Origin of the sequence: Mesorhizobium sp. M7A.F.Ca.MR.245.00.0.0 (assembly GCF_003997415.1) — a bacterium.
Classification (GTDB): Bacteria; Pseudomonadota; Alphaproteobacteria; order Rhizobiales; family Rhizobiaceae; genus Mesorhizobium.
Genome location: NZ_RZTE01000055.1, coordinates 1 through 15,471 on the forward strand (window position 1 = coordinate 1; position 15,471 = coordinate 15,471).

The following is a 15,471-nucleotide window of genomic DNA, read 5'->3' on the forward strand; positions in this document are numbered from 1 at the left end:
TTGGGTAGTCGTGTCGATCAGGCATCGATGCGCACGGGCGAAGCCTTAACTTCCGAAAGAGGTTGGGGCCATGGGAGATCGACATGAAATACTCCACAGTAAAAGCACTCGCAATCGCGCTGGCATTGGGCGGAAGCGCCGCGTTCCCCACGGCAGGAGGCGCTGGCTCGGTAGCCGCGACGGACCCCGTCCAAACGAGCAGTGCCGCCTCGGCGTTCGGATCCTATGATCCCTACGGCGACTTCAGCGCCGACAAGAGTGCCAGCATCGAAGAGCTGTTCCTGCCTTGGGAAGACGTCGACCTGTCGACGCTGCCGCTTGCCGACGCCTATGCGCTGCAACGCGGACGTTCGCTGCTGATTACGGTTGAGCCATGGACCTGGTCGAAGGACTGGCGCATCACCCCGCCCGAATTGCGCGACGGCATTTTGAGCGGCAAATATGACGCCAACATGCAGGCAATCTGCGGCCTGGTGGGACAGATGAAGAGCCCGGTGACCATTCGCTGGGCTCAGGAAATGGAAGACAAGAACGGCCGCTTCACTTGGGCCAACTGGGCTCCCAAGGACTGGATCTCCGCTTACAAGCGCGAGGTCGATATCTGCCGCAAGGCTGCCCCCGCCGCCAAGTATATGTGGTCACCCAAGGGCGAAGAGGGTCTGGAAAAATACTACCCCGGCGACGACTATGTCGACGTCATCGGCCTGTCGGTGTTCGGTCTGCAGAAAAAGGACAATGACGAGGCCGGTCATGACCGTACCTTCGCTGAGCTGCTGAAGCCCGGCTATGACCGCGTTGCAGTGTTCAACAAGCCGATCGTCGTTGCGGAACTCGGCTATGTCGGAAAGCAGGACTATGTCTCGAAATGGCAGGAAGATTCCCGCAAATCCTACGCGGAGTTCCCGGCGCTGACTTCGGTCGTCTACTTCAACCAGAAGGAAGTGTGGCCGTGGCTGGGTGGCTATGGTCTGCCCGACTGGAGGGTGACCCAGCACGTCCTGCCATAGACGCATCGTGCTGATCGATCTCGACGCGATCGGGGTCGATTTCCAATCTCCTTGTTTGATCATGATCCATCTCGAACCAGCGGTTCGGGATGAGGGTTGAGGCGTGGCGTAAATCAGTCTGTGGAGAAGTTTCGTGAAACGGGTAGTGGGAAATTATCTCGGAGCGGCATTCGCCTGCTCCGTTCTTGTTCTTGCCTTTCAGGTTCCTGCGACGGCCAAGACGGCGACAAGGATCGCCGAGCAGGCGCAAAAAGCCACAGTCGTTCCTGACGAAGGCGTCTACCAGATTTATCAGAACCATTCGTGGCTGTGGGGCAAGAAGGGCGCCGGGTTCTTTGCCGTCAAGCAGAGGCAGTTCGATGCCTGGACTCACGACAAGGGCAAGTCGGGCTATGGCGACGGCATGTGGTTCATTCCCGGCGGCGGCAAGCTCTGCTACCGCGCGCAATGGCATGGCTCCTGGGGGGTGAAGGGCTCGATGACCTGCTTCGAGCATCGCCAAGTGGGCAAGGTTATCTACAAGCGTAAATCGCCTGATGGCGAATGGTACGTTTTCAAGAGCCCGCGTCGAAACCGGTCGGACGAGTCGATGAAATTGAAATACGGCGACTACGTCACAACGAAAATGAACCGGATCAAGGCCAAGCAGTAGATATTGTCGTGACACGCCACAGGTCAAGCATGTCGCCTGACGTTCAGGCGACCTGCCTTAAGCCTTGCGCTCCCAGCGGCGATCTGGCGTCTGTTGCCAGTAGGTGACGGCGTGGCCAGCGCTCTTCATCACCTTCCAGTGCCCTCGCGCCGCCTCGAGCTGGGCGGCATCGTGGCCATCGAACAGGAACACCGCGCGCTCGTAGCCGCCAAGGTCAGGCGGCACCGCACCGTCGACCAGGAACCTAATCTTGGCGTCGTTGGGATTGCCGTCGCCGGTGGTCAACAGAATCGGCTGTTCACCGGGATGGGCCTCACGATCGGTTGCGTGCGCCAGGAACGAATCGTCGCGGAAGGTCCACAGATGCTGGTCGAGCGCATCGCGGCGTTCCTCGGTGCCTGTCTGCACCACGGCGCGCCAGCCACGGTCGACGCTGCGCTCCAGGAGGCCTGGCAGCGCATCCTCCAGCGTCGATTCGGTCAGGTGGTAGAACAGGACGTCGGCCATCGCTTCAGCCTATAGTGATTGAACCCGTTCACTGCTCATAATTATCGCGCACCAGCCGGTCGAGCAGCCTGACGCCGAAACCGGAACCCCAGGACTGGTTGATCTCGTTCGACGGCGCCCCCATCGCCGTGCCGGCAATGTCGAGATGAGCCCATGGCGTATCCTTGACGAAGCGCTGCAGAAACTGCGCCGCAATGGTGGCGCCGCCAAAACGGCCGCCGATGTTCTTCATGTCGGCGTTCTTGGAATCGATCAGCTTGTCGTATTCGGCGCCGAGCGGCATGCGCCACAGCCGTTCCTGCGTCGCCTGCCCCGCCGCCGACAACTTTTCCGCCAGCTCGTCATTGTTGGAAAACAGGCCGGCATAATGTTGGCCGAGCGCCACCATGATGGCGCCGGTCAGCGTCGCCAGATTGACCATGAATTTCGGCTGGAAGCGGTCGTTGCAGTACCACAACACATCGGCCAGCACGAGGCGGCCCTCGGCATCGGTATTGAGCACCTCGATGGTCTGGCCCGACATCGAAGTGACGATATCACCGGGACGCTGGGCATGACCGTCGACGGCATTTTCGACCAGTCCGATGATACCGACGACATTGGCTTTCGCCTTGCGGGCCGCCAGCGCATGCATCAGGCCGGTGACGGCGGCGGCACCGCCCATGTCGCCCTTCATATCCTCCATGCCCGAGGCCGGCTTTATGGAATTGCCGCCGGTGTCGAAAGTGACGCCCTTGCCGACGAAGGCGATCGGGCTGTCCTTCGGCTTGCCGCCGTTCCACTGCATGATCGCCATGCGGGCGCCGCGCGGCGAGCCTTGCGCGACACCGAGCAGCGAACCCATGCCGAGCTTCTTCATTTCCTTCTCAGCCAATATCTCGACCTTGACGCCTAGCGCCTCGAGTTCCTTGGCGCGGGCAGCGAACTCGACCGGCCCAAGCACGTTTGCCGGTTCGTTGACGAGGTCGCGCGCCAGCAGGACGCCGTCTATCACCGCCTCGGCATCGGCGAAGGCCTTCTTCGCAGCGGCCGGATCGGCGGTGTGGATGGTCACCTTGACCGGCTTCTTCGGCTCTGCCTTGCTGTCGTCCTTGTCCTTCCTGGTCTTGTACTTATCGAAGGAATAGCTGCGCAGGAGAATGCCCGCGGCAAGGTTTGCCGCATCCTTCGCACTCGGCGAGGCGCCGGCCACATCGAGGACCACCGCCACTTCGGTCGCCTTGCGCAGCGACGCGGCAACGGTGCCGCCAAGCTTCAGCCACGCATATTCGTCCAGTCCCGACACCTTGCCGGTGCCTATCGCCACGAGTCTGTCGAGCGACGCTCCCTGCGGCGCCAGAACTTCCACCGTGCTGGCGAACTTGCCCATGAACTCAGCCACGGGAAAGGCCCGCTCCAATGTCTTGCCGGGATCGCCGGCCTTGGCGACGTCGCTCAGGCCGCCCTCATCCGCCGCGAACACGAAGACAGTGCCCTTCTTGTTTACCGCGCTCTGGGACCCGGAAAATTTGGCGAAGGCGATCGACGGTCTTTGATTCATCATGTCCTGCTTTCAGGGAATGCGCGACTTTTGGGGAAGCGGTTCGAAACGATGCGCGACATTTGGTCGTTTTCCGGCATTTGGCAAGACTTTGCCGAATTGGCATCCCATATGACCTATGGAATCGATGACGATTCGTCGCGGCACGGCCCCGCTTTTTGCCGCAACCTGTTGTTAACCATCGATGTTCGCCCTTTCTTATCCATTCCCGCCGACACTCCGCCCAGCCGGGGGGCGTAATGTGGGACAGAACCCGGATCGACCATCTGATGGAGCCAGTTGTGCAGGCGCTGCCGGACAGCTACCTTGTTCGGTGGCATGATGCCGTTCGAAAAAATCGAGAAAAGCCTTCATGAAGGTCGTTGAACGCTACATCATGCGCCGCGCTTTCGTGGTCTTCATGGCCGCTCTTGTGTGGACGCTGGCGATCGTGTGGACGACACAGGTGCTGGCAAAGATCGATCTGGTGACAGACAGCGGCCAGTCGGCGTTGACCTTCTTCGAAGTCGCCGCCCTCATCCTTCCGTCCATCATCCCGATCGTGGTGCCTTTTGCGCTGGTGGTGGCAGTCGCACAGACACTCAGTGTGATGAATTCGGATTCCGAACTCGCCGTCGTCAACGCCGCGGGTGCCTCGCGCTGGACGATCGTACGGCCGATCATGTTGCTGGCGCTCGCCGCCGCCGTTTTTTCCTTTGCCGTCGACAACGGCATCGACCCTTACGCACGGCAGAAGAACCGGGCACTGGTGGCCTCGTCGCGCGCGGATCTGTTGTCGCTGATCATCCAGGAAGGCACCTTCCGCAAGATTGACGACGGGCTGTTCCTGCAGGTCGGTGAGCGCCTTCCCGACAACCGGCTGGGTGGCATTTTCGTCGCCGATTCGCGCGAGGAAGGCGTCAACCTCGTCTACTACGCCAAGACCGGCAGCATCGTCGAACGCGGCGGTGAAAAGGTGCTGATGATGAATGACGGCGTCATCCATCGCAAAACGCTGACCGGCGATCTCTCCGTCATCCGCTTCACCTCCTATGCCTTCGACATGTCGGCCTTCATGGCGGCGGCTTCGGCGGTGACGCTCCTGCCCAAGGACCAGACGACGCAGTACCTGCTCAACCCGGGCGCCAACGACAAGTACTATCAGCAGAACCCCTACGAATACCGGGCCGAGGTCAACCAACGGTTCTCGGAATGGACCTATTCCATGGTTTTCGCGCTGATCGCGCTTGCGGTCGCCGGGGATGCGCGCTCGCACCGCGAGGCGCGCGTCAATCCGCTGATCACGGCGATCACGATATCGCTGTTCGTGCGTTGGCTGGGCTTTTTTGCCGCCAGCAAGGCGGATGAGGTCCCGCAATATGCGTATATGGTCTATGGCGTGCCGATCGTGGCTTCCGCGGTGGCGATCTGGTTCATCGTCTCCAACCGAACACTGGAACTGCCGGTGACTTGGGCGGACTGGATGACAAACTTCGCCACGCGCATCGCTGACAGCTGGAATGCTTTCAAATTGCGTTTGTCCAGGCGCGGCGCATCAGGGCAAGGGGTCGGCTGATGGGCTGGACACTGGGCCGCTACTTCTTCTTCCGCTATGTGACGATCACCATCTGGTTCTTCATCGGCCTCCTGGCATTGGTGTTCCTGATCGACTTCACCGAGCTGTCCGGCCGCACCACCGGCCTGCCCGGCTTCACCTACGGCACGGCGGTAGCCATTTCAGGCCTCCGTATGCCGATGATCATGCTGCAGACGGTGCCGTTCGTCGGTCTCTTCTCGGCGATGGCCACGCTGGTGTCGCTGAACCGGCGCTACGAGCTGGTCATCGCCCGTTCCGCCGGTGTTTCCGCCTGGCAGTTCCTCTTGCCCTGCTGTATCGGAGCCTTGCTGTTCGGCGTCCTGTCGGTTGGCGTCATCAATCCACTCGCCGCGCACGCATTCTCCTGGTCCGAGCAGATCGAAACCCAGCTGCGTTCCGGCAAATCGAATACGGTCTCGGCCGATGCCGCGCCCTGGATCCGGCAGAAAACCAGTTCGGGCGACACCATCATCGGTGCGCGGGCCATCCTGAACCAGGGCCTGGAAATGGCCGATGTCGTGTTTTTCATTCTCGACCCGCAAGGCAACATCGTCGAGCGCAAGGACGCCGCCCGTGCCTTCCTGCGCGACGGCTATTGGGAATTGCAGGACGTCAAGACGTTCCAGAACGGCACGATCCAGGCATCGGCAACCGATCGCGTACCGACCAATCTAAAGCCCGAATTCGTGCAAGAGCGGCTGGCGCGCCCCGAAACCATCCCCTTCTATGACCTGCCCGGAAAGGTCGAGGTTGCCCGCTCCTTCGGCCTCAAGGCAAATGCTTTTGCCATGCAGTTTGATTCGCTCGTGGCGTTGCCGTTCCTTCTCGTCGCCATGACGCTGATCGCGGCAACGGTTTCAATGCGATTTGCTAGGATGGGGCAGTCGGCGACGATGATTCTGGGTGGCATCATCGCTGGCTTTCTGCTTTATGTCGTTTCGGTGCTGGTGAAGGCATTCGGCGTGGCGGGATTCGTGCCGACTGTCGTAGCCGCCTGGGTACCGGTCATGGTGGCTATGTTCTTCGGGGTGACTTTCCTGCTATACAAGGAAGACGGCTAGTGAGGGAGGCGTTTTTGCCCAGCAACAGGCAGGCCGGTTTGGCGCGCCTCTATGCGGCGACCGCCTTGGCGTGCGTGCTTGCCTACGCCGTTCCGGCACCGGCGCTTGCGCAGGACGTCGGCGACATGGCGACATCGGTTCCGGCCGGCTCGCAAATGCTGCTGGCGGCCGATACGCTGGTCTACAACAACGACAACCAGACCGTGACCGCCGTCGGCGGTGTGCAGATCGACTATGGTGGCAATCGCCTTGTCGCCCAGCGCGTCGAATACAACCGCAACACCAAGCGGATGGTCGCGAGCGGCAACGTCGAAGTCATCAACAGCGACGGCACCAAGATCAATTCGCAACATATCGACATCACCGATGACTTCGCCGACGGCTTCGTCAATGCGTTGCGGGTCGAGACCATCGACAAGGCCTATTTCGCCGCCGAAAGCGCAGAACGCATGGGCGGCGTGCTGACCACCTTCCACAATGGCGTCTACACCGCCTGCGAGCCGTGCGAGGATAAGCCGGACAAAGCGCCGACCTGGCGCGTCAAGGCCAAGAAGATCATCTGGAACGGCGAGAAGAAGACGGTTCGCTTCGAGAATGCGAATTTCGAGTTCTTCGGTTTTCCGCTTGCTTATCTGCCTGCATTCGAGATTGCCGACCCGACGGTGAAGCGCAAGAGCGGCTTCCTGATCCCGAGCATCATCTACAAGAGCGATCTCGGCGTCGGCGTGAAAGTCCCCTATTATCTCGCATTGGCGCCGACCTACGACCTGACCGTCACCGGCACCGGCTATACCAAGCAGGGTTTCCTCGGTGAGGCCGAGTGGCGTCAGCGCTTCGACAATGGCGAGTACAGCTTGAAGATCGCCGGGATACACCAGCAGAATCCCGACGCCTTCCTCGACACCACTGCCTTCCCATCCAGCTCTGGCCACAACGTCAATTCGGGCAGCGCCGGCGATCCCAACAAATTCCGCGGCATGATGGGTACCCAGGGGCAGTTCGCCATCAACTCACGCTGGAACTTCGGCTGGGACGTGCTGCTGCAGACCGACAAGAACTTCTCGAACACCTACGGCATCGACAAGTACAATAGCAGCGTCCACCAGTCGTCGGTCTACTTGACGGGTCTCAACGGCCGCAACTATTTCGACGTGCGCGCCATGCATTTCGATGTGCAGGAAGATACGCCTGACGACAATATCTCTGCGCGAAGCGGACAACAGCCCTGGGTGCTGCCGTCGCTCGATTACGCCTATATTCCTGATGCCTCGGTGGCCGGCGGCCAGCTGTCCCTCAATGTCAACGCGCGTGTCATCCGCCGCGACGATGTCGATGAGACCTTCGTCCAGCCCTACAATGCCCTCACTCCCACGCAGCGCGTCCGCGGCATCGAAGGCGAATCGGGCCGTCTCACCGCTGAGGCCGAGTGGAAGCGGAGTTTCGTCACAGATGACGGACTGGTGCTAACGCCGTTGCTCGCGCTGCAGGGCGATGTGGACTACCTCAACGCATCGTCGGCTTCGCTAGACGCCATCGACCGAATGGCAACGCATTTGGGCGAGCAGGACGATATGCGCTCGTCATTTGCCCGTTACATGGCAACCGCGGGCCTCGAGATGCGTTGGCCGGTGCTGTTTTCCATGGCCAGCGGGTCCAGCCATGTCATCGAGCCAATGGCGCAGGTCTTCATGCGTCCGAACGAGCAATATGTCGGCGGCCTCTCAGTGCCCAACGAAGACGCCCAAAGCATGGTCTTCGACGCGACCACCTTGTTCGAGCGCGACAAGTTCTCCGGTTACGACCGCGTCGAAGGCGGTTCGCGCGCCAATGTCGGCCTCCGCTATTCCGGCTCGTACAACAATGGCTGGGGTACCAATGCCATTTTCGGCCAATCCTATCAGATCGGCGGCGAGAACTCCTTTGCCGCGCCGGATCTGGTCAATGTCGGCGCCAATTCCGGCCTCGACACGACCAAATCCGACTATGTCGGCTTGTTCGGCATCAACAGCCCCAACGGCTTCGCGGCCTCGGTCAGCGGCCGTTTCGACGAACAGAGTTTCGAGGTCCGCCGTGCCGAGGTGAAGGCCGCCTATTCCGGCCTGCCTGTGTCGCTGAGCGCCAAATACGCCTTCATCCAGGCCCAGCCGCTGTACGGTTTCACGGAAGACCGTCACGAAGTCACACTTGGTGCATCCACGCATCTGGCCGAAAACTGGCGCGTCTTCGGCACAGGAACCTACGACCTGCAGCAAAGCCTGCTGGTCAAGGACGGTGTCGGCTTCGCCTACAACGATTCCTGCTTCACTTATCTGATGACCTACTCGCAGTCGCGCGATCTGAACACCAGGGAGGTGTCGCAGACCATCGGCTTCAATCTGTCGTTCCGCACCCTCGGCGAATTCGGCTCGTCGACCAGTGCCATCGACACGATCCAGTAACAATCGGCGACATCGTTTCGCCGCATAGGGCTGGCACGGATTTCGCGCACCTGGAAAGATGAAATTGGGCGGGACCGGGATAGAATTGGGATACCAACGATGAGGAAATACCTCTTTTCAGCAGGTTTCGCGTTGCTCGTGGCGGCGACGTCCGTGTCGATCACTGCAATGACGCCGCCGGCTTTCGCCAGCGAGATCAAATACGTCGTCAACAACATTCCGGTCACCACCGGCGACATAGCCCGTCGCGCCGCCTTCCTGAAGCTGCAGCGCAAGAAGGGCGATGCCGGCCAGGAAATGATCGACCAGACGCTTCGTATGGCCGAGGCCAAGCGGCTTGGCATCCGCATCAGCGACGCACAAGTCGAGGCGGCGTATCAGCGCTTTGCCTCGAGCAACAAGATGCAGCTCAGCCAGCTTGACGGCGTCATGGAGAAGTCAGGCGTCACCAAGAGCCACTTCAAGGAATTCATCCGCGCCCAGATGGCCTGGAACCAGGCTTTGAGCGCGCGCTACCGTTCTGGCGACGGCACCGGTGCCGTCAGCGAGCAGGATCTCGTGAGGAAGATGCTCGAAAAAGGCGGCGCCAAACCGAGCGCCACCGAATACATGCTGCAGCAGGTCATCTTCGTGGTGCCGGCAGCTGAACGCAGCGCGACGCTGGGCAAACGCAAGCGCGAGGCCGACGCCATGCGCGCCCGCTTCAACGGCTGCAAAACGACGCGCGAATTCGCCAAGGGCCTGATCGACGTCACCGTTCGGGATCTGGGCCGGGTGCTGGCGCCGCAGCTGCCGCCGGACTGGGCCGAGCAGATCAAGGCGACCAAAGTCGGCGGTGCCACCGCCACGCGCGAAACCGAACGCGGCGTCGAATTCATCGGCATCTGCTCGTCGCGCGAAGTGTCCGACGACAAGGTCGCCCAGATGGCGTTTCAGGCCGAAGGCTCCGGCGGCGACAAGGATGCCGACGCGCTCAGCAAGAAATATGTCGACGAGCTGAAGGCAAAAGCCCGCATCGTCAAGCGCTGACGTGAGCAACGCAGTGACTGCGCTCGCGTTGAGCGCCGGCGATCCGTCCGGCATTGGGCCGGAGATCGCCATCGCCGCCTTTATGGCGCGCGAAGCTGCCGCCCTGCCCCCCTTCTACCTGCTCGCCGATCCGGCGCTGATCGCCTACCGGGCGCGCCTGCTCGGCATTTCGCTGCCGGTCGTCGAAACGACATCAGCGCAAGCGGCGCAGGTCTTTGCCCGCGCCTTGCCGATCGTTCCACTGACTGCCCGCTGCATCGACAGTCCCGGCCGGCCGGATCCGGCCAATGCGGCCGCCACCATCGAGGCCATCGACCGCGCCGTCGCCGATTGCCTTGCCGGCGAAGCCTCGGCCGTGGTCACCTGCCCCATCGCCAAGAAGCCGCTCTACGACGCCGGCTTTCGCTTCCCCGGCCACACCGAGTATCTGGCGCATCTGGCGGCCCGGCACAGCGGCGTCGAGGCGATGCCGGTGATGATGCTGGCAGGACCCGACCTGCGCACCGTTCCCGTCACCATCCACATCGCGCTGGCCGAGGTGCCGAAGGCACTGACCACCGAGCTGATCGTCGCCACCGCGCGCATCACCGCCGCCGACCTTACCGGCCGCTTCGGCATCGCCAAGCCACGGCTGGCGATTGCCGGGCTCAACCCGCATGCCGGCGAAGGCGGCGCCATGGGCCTCGAGGACGAGCGGATCGTGCGCCCGGCGGTCGACATCCTGCGTGCCGATGGCATCGACGCTTTCGGCCCTTTGCCGGCCGACACGTTGTTCCATGTCCGGGCGCGGGCGGGCTACGACGCGGCCCTTTGCATGTATCACGACCAGGCGCTGATCCCGGCCAAGGCGCTGGCTTTCGACGAGGCGGTCAATGTCACGCTCGGCCTGCCCTTCATCCGCACCTCGCCCGACCACGGCACGGCCTTCGACATCGCCGGCAAGGGTGTGGCGCGGCCCGACAGCCTGATAGCGGCGCTGAAGCTTGCCCGGCGGCTGGCCGACACGAACACGAAGGCGGTTGCGGTATGAGATCTCGGGCATGAGCATCGACGGGCTGCCGCCGCTGCGCGAGGTGATCGAGCGTCATGGGCTGCAGGCAAAGAAGGCGCTCGGCCAGAATTTCCTGCTCGACCTCAATCTCACCGGCAAGATCGCGCGCACCGCCGGCGACTTGTCCGATGCAACCGTGATCGAGGTCGGTCCCGGTCCCGGCGGGCTGACCCGCGCCCTGCTTTCCAACGGCGCGCGTCACGTCATAGCCATCGAGCGTGACGAACGTTGCCTGGCTGCTCTTGCCGAAGTGTCCGACCACTATCCCGGCCGGCTGGAGGTTGTTTCCGGCGATGCGCTGAAGACGGATTTCACAGGCCTTGCCAGTCGAGCGGCCGGCAATGGCGGCCCGGTCAAGATCGTGGCCAACCTGCCCTACAATATCGGCACGGAGCTGCTGGTGCGCTGGTTGACGGTCAGCGACTGGCCGCCTTTCTACACCTCGATGACTTTGATGTTCCAGCGCGAGGTGGCCGAGCGCATCGTCGCGCCTGCCGGCAGCGACAGCTATGGCCGGCTGGGGGTTCTTGCCGGCTGGCGGACGGAGGCGAGGATCGCCTTCGACGTACCGCCACAGGCATTCACGCCGCCGCCAAAGGTCACCTCCTCGGTGGTGCATCTGGTGCCGCGCCCGACGCCCCTGCCCGCCGAGGTGAAGAAACTCGGCCGCGTCACAGAAGCCGCTTTCGGCCAACGTCGCAAGATGCTGCGGCAGAGCGTGAAAAGCCTCGGCGGCGAGGCCCTGCTCGAACGCGCCGGCATCGATCCGACACGCCGCGCCGAGACGCTCAGCGTCGAGGAATTCGTGCGGCTGACCAATGCCGTGTAGCTCTCTTCTCCCCGTTTACGGGGAGAAGATGCCGGCAGACAGATGAGGGGGGCAGCACGAACCTTGAAATGCCAGCACCGCCCCTCATCCGGCCCTTCGGGCCACCTTCTCCCCGTGAACGGGGCGAAGGAAGAGGTCTCAGCCCGTCTTCTCGTCCAACAGTCCAGAGACGAAATCGAACAGGCCTGGCCGGCGGTCGCGTCTTAGCCGCTCGGCGACGACGATGCCGCGCACTTCGGCGAAGGCGCGGTCAAGGTCATCATTGACGATGACGAAATCATATTCCTTCCAGTGCTCGATCTCGTTGCGGGCATTTTTCAGCCGCGTCTCGATCACCGCCTCCTGGTCTTCAGCGCGACGTTTCAGCCGCGCCTTCAACTCCTTCATCGATGGCGGCAGGATGAAGATCGAGACAATGTCGGCGCGCATCTTCTCCTTGAGCTGCTGGGCGCCTTGCCAGTCGATGTCGAACAGCATGTCGCGCCCCTCGGACAGCGCCAGTTCGGCCGGTTCGCGCGGCGTCGCATAGCAATTGCCATGCACCTCGGCCCACTCCAGCAGCGCGTCGGAATCACGAAGCCGCTCGAATTCGCGCATCGTCCGAAAATGATAGTGGACGCCTTCGATCTCGCTTCCACGGCGCGGCCTGGTGGTGACCGAGACCGACAGTTCGAGGCTGGAATCGCTTTCCAGAAGATTGCGCGCGATCGTCGACTTGCCGGCGCCGGACGGCGACGACAGGACGAGCATCAGGCCCCGGCGGCGTATGCGGGACCCCAAATCCTTGGCAACCATCGGCTACTCCAGATTCTGGATCTGTTCACGAAACTGGTCGACCACCGCCTTCAGGTCCAGGCCGATCGCGGTGATGGCTGCGGCATTCGATTTGGAACACAGCGTATTCGATTCGCGGTTAAATTCCTGTGCCAGAAAATCGAGCTTGCGACCGACCGCGCCGCCGCCCACCAGCAGTGCCCGGCCGGATGCGACATGCGTTTTCAGCCGGTCGATCTCTTCGCGAATATCGGCCTTGGTGGCCAGGAACGCCGCCTCCATATGCAGTCGGGTGGCATCCAGATTGGCGGAAGCGTCCATCAGTAGCCTGACCTGCTCGGCGATGCGTTCGCGGATCACCGCGGTCTCGCGGGATGGATCCACTTCTGCCCGCAGCGTCAGCGCTTCGATCGTGTCGATATGACCCGACAACAGCAAAGCCAGCGCGGCTCCTTCGCCCTGCCGTGCCTGTTCGAGCCCGTTCAAGGCCACTTCGAGCGCGGCCATGATCGCGGCATCGAGCGCGGCCCTCGCCTCCTCGGTTTCGACGGTTTCAGGAATGTCGAGCACGCCGCGCAGCGAAAGCAATCCATCCGACGTCGCCGCAGCAACGCCGAATTGCTCCTGCAGCCGTTTGGCGAGCCCAGCAAGGTCCTTCAGGAAGGCTTCGTTGACGACCGGCTGCGCCTGCGCGCCAACGGCACGGCCGATGGTCAGCGTCGCCTGGAAATTGCCGCGTGCAAAACGTTTCTGAAGTATTTGCCGGACAGCAGGTTCCAACCGCTCGAAGCCTTGCGGCAGCCGCAGCCGTACCTCGACGCTCTTGCCGTTGACGGACTTGACCTCCCAGGCGATCGAGGTGCCTTCGTGCTCGGCGACGGCACGTGCAAAACCGGTCATGCTCTGCAAATTCATATCGCCCACACGTCCCTGGCACATCGCCCTGAACCGGCTTTCCGGACAGGAGCAAGTGCGGCTTGAAAAAAGACTACGCCGCAGGCGCGTCGAAACCGGACGCGCGGCGCTCTTCCAAATGTCAGGGCGTTGCCTGCCGGGCAACGCCTTTCTTCATTTACTGGGCAGCGCCCGCGTCACCGCCGCTGTCGTCGGCACCGTCAGCCGGCCCACTGCCAGCGGGCTTGACGGCATTGCTGTCGCCGGTGCCAGTCGTCTTGGCGGCTTTGGCGGCATCATCGGCCTGCTTCTTCAGCAACGCGCGATAGCGGGCGACATTCTCGTTGTGCTCGTCCAGCGTCGCGGCAAAGACGTGCCCGCCGGTGCCGTCGGCAACGAAATAGAGGTCGGCGGTCTTCGACGGATTGGCCACCGCCTCCAGCGCTGCACGACCCGGATTGGCGATCGGCGTCGGCGGCAAGCCATTGATCACATAGGTGTTGTAGGGCGTCTGTTTCTGGATGTCCGACTGGTAGATCGGCCGGTCCGCCGGCTTTCCCTTGCCGCCGAACAGCCCGTAGATGATGGTAGGATCGGATTGCAGGCGCATGCCCTTGGCAAGCCGGTTCAGGAAGACGGCGGCAACTCGCGAACGCTCGTCACCCTTGCCCGTCTCCTTCTCGACGATCGAGGCCAGCGTGACGAACTCCTCGACGTTGGCCAGCGGCAGGTCAGGCGCGCGCCGCTGCCAGACATCGTCGACCAGCTTCTTCTGATCCGCCAGCAACTTATCGACCATCTGCTGGCGTGTCGCTCCGCGCGTGAAGCGCAGCGTGTCGGTGGCGAGGCTGCCCTCCGGCGGCGTGGTTGCCGGCATGTCGCCGCTCAAGGCATTCTCCTCGGCGATGCGCTGCAATGCCTGGTCGACCGTCAGTCCTTCAGGAATGGTCAGCGAATACATCACCGACTTGCCGCTCTTCAGAAGCTCCATGATATCGCGCATGGATGCCCTGGGCTTGATCTCGTACTCGCCGGCTTTCAGCGCGGAATCATTGCCGAAGGCCCGCACGCCAAGACGGAATACCCGGGCGTCGCTGATCAACCCGCGGCGTTCGAGCTGGTCGGCGATATCCTGGACGCCGGTGCTCGGCTTGACCAGGAAGGTGTCGCCATTGGCCGAAGGTCCGGGTTCGGTGAATTCCTGCTTGCCGAAATAGACCGCGACGCCGGCCGCCAGAACCACCAGCATCACCGAGGAGATGACGAAGTTCATGAACACGACGACCTGGCTGCGTGACGCACGCGAGCGCTTCGGCGGCGGCGTGCCAGCCTCCGGCCGCAACGCTTCGCTGGCCGTTTTCGGCACGATCGGGCCGGATGTCGGCGGCCGTTGCCCGAATTCTCCGTTGCCTGCCGGATTTGTGTTCATTTCGCCCTACCGTTTGATCGCCCAACGAATCCCCAGCGGCAGAGTAGGGGCGAATATGGCAAAATTGACGGCACGCCGAAGCGCCGCCCGGCAGCCGGACGATCAGCCATTGTAGCGCTGGAAGACCAGCGACGCGTTGGTCCCGCCAAAGCCGAAGGAATTGGACAGCGCCACGTCGATCTGGCGGGCACGCGGCTTGTTCGGCACCAGGTCGATCGCGGTTTCGCGTTCCGGGTTGTCGAGGTTGATGGTCGGCGGCGCGACATTGTCTCTGATGGCAAGGATCGAGAAGATCGCTTCGGCGGCACCCGCCGCCCCAAGCAGATGGCCGATCGACGACTTGGTCGACGACATCGAAATCTTCGATGCGGCATTGCCGACAAGCCGCTCGACCGCGCCGAGCTCGATCGTGTCGGCCATGGTCGAGGTGCCGTGCGCGTTGATGTAGTCGACATCGGCCGGAGTCAACTTGGCCCGGTTCAGTGCCGCCGTCATGCAACGGAAGGCGCCATCGCCATCCTCGGCGGGCGCGGTGATGTGATGCGCGTCGCCGGTGAGACCATAACCCGTCACCTCGGCATAGATCTTGGCGCCGCGCGCCCTGGCATGTTCGAGCTCCTCGAGCACGACAACGCCGGCGCCCTCGCCCATGACGAAGCCGTCGCGGTCGCGATCATAGGGTCG

At 62.4% G+C, this 15,471-nt stretch carries 14 protein-coding genes; 8 read left to right on the forward strand and 6 right to left on the reverse strand.

Annotated features, from left to right (window positions below; all coding sequences use genetic code 11):
- The first annotated feature begins 83 nt into the window (after positions 1-83).
- Both EOB80_RS31350 and EOB80_RS31355 read left to right on the forward strand, forming a co-directional pair.
- Positions 84-1,007, forward strand: coding sequence for a glycoside hydrolase family 26 protein (locus EOB80_RS31350; RefSeq protein WP_127319805.1), 924 nt, complete (start codon positions 84-86; stop codon positions 1,005-1,007).
- Between the two features lie 133 nt (positions 1,008-1,140).
- Entirely contained in the window at positions 1,141-1,659 is a 519-nt protein-coding gene (locus EOB80_RS31355) for a DUF995 domain-containing protein (RefSeq protein WP_127331777.1), read from the forward strand.
- A gap of 57 nt (positions 1,660-1,716) precedes the next feature.
- Here EOB80_RS31355 and EOB80_RS31360 read toward each other — a convergent pair whose 3' ends face one another.
- Together EOB80_RS31360 and EOB80_RS31365 are read right to left on the reverse strand one after the other, a co-directional pair.
- Positions 1,717-2,166: a DNA polymerase III subunit chi gene (locus EOB80_RS31360; protein WP_023813773.1), complete on the reverse strand. Its 450-nt coding sequence runs from the start codon at positions 2,164-2,166 to the stop codon at positions 1,717-1,719.
- 28 nt (positions 2,167-2,194) lie between these two features.
- Positions 2,195-3,706, reverse strand: coding sequence for a leucyl aminopeptidase (locus tag EOB80_RS31365; protein WP_127331779.1), 1,512 nt, complete (start codon positions 3,704-3,706; stop codon positions 2,195-2,197).
- Positions 3,707-4,058: 352 nt separating this feature from the next.
- Here EOB80_RS31365 and lptF point away from each other — a divergent pair, with 352 nt between their 5' ends.
- From lptF to rsmA, 6 genes are all read left to right on the forward strand, one after another.
- Entirely contained in the window at positions 4,059-5,261 is a 1,203-nt protein-coding gene (lptF, locus tag EOB80_RS31370) for an LPS export ABC transporter permease LptF (protein WP_127331781.1), read from the forward strand.
- Positions 5,258-6,343 (forward strand): LPS export ABC transporter permease LptG, encoded by a 1,086-nt coding sequence (gene lptG, locus EOB80_RS31375; RefSeq protein ID WP_031213741.1) that lies wholly within the window; start codon positions 5,258-5,260, stop codon positions 6,341-6,343. The genes lptF and lptG overlap by 4 nt, the downstream gene beginning before the upstream one ends.
- Positions 6,343-8,781, forward strand: a complete 2,439-nt coding sequence (locus tag EOB80_RS31380; RefSeq protein WP_164761802.1) for an LPS-assembly protein LptD — start codon at positions 6,343-6,345, stop codon at positions 8,779-8,781. The genes lptG and EOB80_RS31380 overlap by 1 nt, the downstream gene beginning before the upstream one ends.
- Before the next feature lie 99 nt (positions 8,782-8,880).
- Positions 8,881-9,810 carry a peptidylprolyl isomerase gene (locus EOB80_RS31385; RefSeq protein ID WP_127331783.1) on the forward strand — a complete coding sequence of 310 codons (930 nt, stop codon included), beginning with the start codon at positions 8,881-8,883 and terminating at the stop codon, positions 9,808-9,810.
- A gap of 1 nt (position 9,811) precedes the next feature.
- The gene (pdxA, locus tag EOB80_RS31390; RefSeq protein WP_127331785.1) at positions 9,812-10,840 is read left to right on the forward strand and encodes a 4-hydroxythreonine-4-phosphate dehydrogenase PdxA; all 1,029 of its coding nucleotides are present in this window, start codon (positions 9,812-9,814) and stop codon (positions 10,838-10,840) included.
- A 10-nt stretch (positions 10,841-10,850) separates the two neighbouring features.
- Positions 10,851-11,690: a 16S rRNA (adenine(1518)-N(6)/adenine(1519)-N(6))-dimethyltransferase RsmA gene (gene rsmA / locus EOB80_RS31395; protein ID WP_127331787.1), complete on the forward strand. Its 840-nt coding sequence runs from the start codon at positions 10,851-10,853 to the stop codon at positions 11,688-11,690.
- Between the two features lie 138 nt (positions 11,691-11,828).
- Here the strand turns inward: rsmA and gmk are convergent, their stop codons facing one another.
- The 4 genes from gmk to EOB80_RS35670 form a co-directional block, all read right to left on the reverse strand.
- Complete coding sequence (gene gmk, locus EOB80_RS31400; protein ID WP_013532512.1) at positions 11,829-12,485, reverse strand: guanylate kinase; 657 nt, start codon at positions 12,483-12,485, stop codon at positions 11,829-11,831.
- A gap of 3 nt (positions 12,486-12,488) precedes the next feature.
- The gene (locus EOB80_RS31405; RefSeq protein ID WP_013532513.1) at positions 12,489-13,379 is read right to left on the reverse strand and encodes a YicC/YloC family endoribonuclease; all 891 of its coding nucleotides are present in this window, start codon (positions 13,377-13,379) and stop codon (positions 12,489-12,491) included.
- 157 nt (positions 13,380-13,536) lie between these two features.
- Entirely contained in the window at positions 13,537-14,787 is a 1,251-nt protein-coding gene (gene mltG, locus EOB80_RS31410; RefSeq protein ID WP_127272658.1) for an endolytic transglycosylase MltG, read from the reverse strand.
- A 102-nt stretch (positions 14,788-14,889) separates the two neighbouring features.
- Positions 14,890-15,471, reverse strand: a 582-nt coding sequence (locus EOB80_RS35670; protein ID WP_281058122.1) for a beta-ketoacyl synthase N-terminal-like domain-containing protein, incomplete at its 5' end; no start/stop codon positions are given.

What these genes read in the sequence shown, in the direction of transcription:
- EOB80_RS31350 (WP_127319805.1), top strand. Translation starts at nt 84, where the DNA reads ATGAAATACTCCACAGTAAAAGCACTCGCAATCGCGCTGGCATTGGGC.
- EOB80_RS31360 (WP_023813773.1), bottom strand. Translation starts at nt 2,166, where the DNA reads ATGGCCGACGTCCTGTTCTACCACCTGACCGAATCGACGCTGGAGGAT.
- EOB80_RS31365 (WP_127331779.1), bottom strand. Translation starts at nt 3,706, where the DNA reads ATGAATCAAAGACCGTCGATCGCCTTCGCCAAATTTTCCGGGTCCCAG.
- lptF (WP_127331781.1), top strand. Translation starts at nt 4,059, where the DNA reads ATGAAGGTCGTTGAACGCTACATCATGCGCCGCGCTTTCGTGGTCTTC.
- EOB80_RS31385 (WP_127331783.1), top strand. Translation starts at nt 8,881, where the DNA reads ATGAGGAAATACCTCTTTTCAGCAGGTTTCGCGTTGCTCGTGGCGGCG.
- rsmA (WP_127331787.1), top strand. Translation starts at nt 10,851, where the DNA reads ATGAGCATCGACGGGCTGCCGCCGCTGCGCGAGGTGATCGAGCGTCAT.
- gmk (WP_013532512.1), bottom strand. Translation starts at nt 12,485, where the DNA reads ATGGTTGCCAAGGATTTGGGGTCCCGCATACGCCGCCGGGGCCTGATG.
- EOB80_RS31405 (WP_013532513.1), bottom strand. Translation starts at nt 13,379, where the DNA reads ATGAATTTGCAGAGCATGACCGGTTTTGCACGTGCCGTCGCCGAGCAC.
- mltG (WP_127272658.1), bottom strand. Translation starts at nt 14,787, where the DNA reads ATGAACACAAATCCGGCAGGCAACGGAGAATTCGGGCAACGGCCGCCG.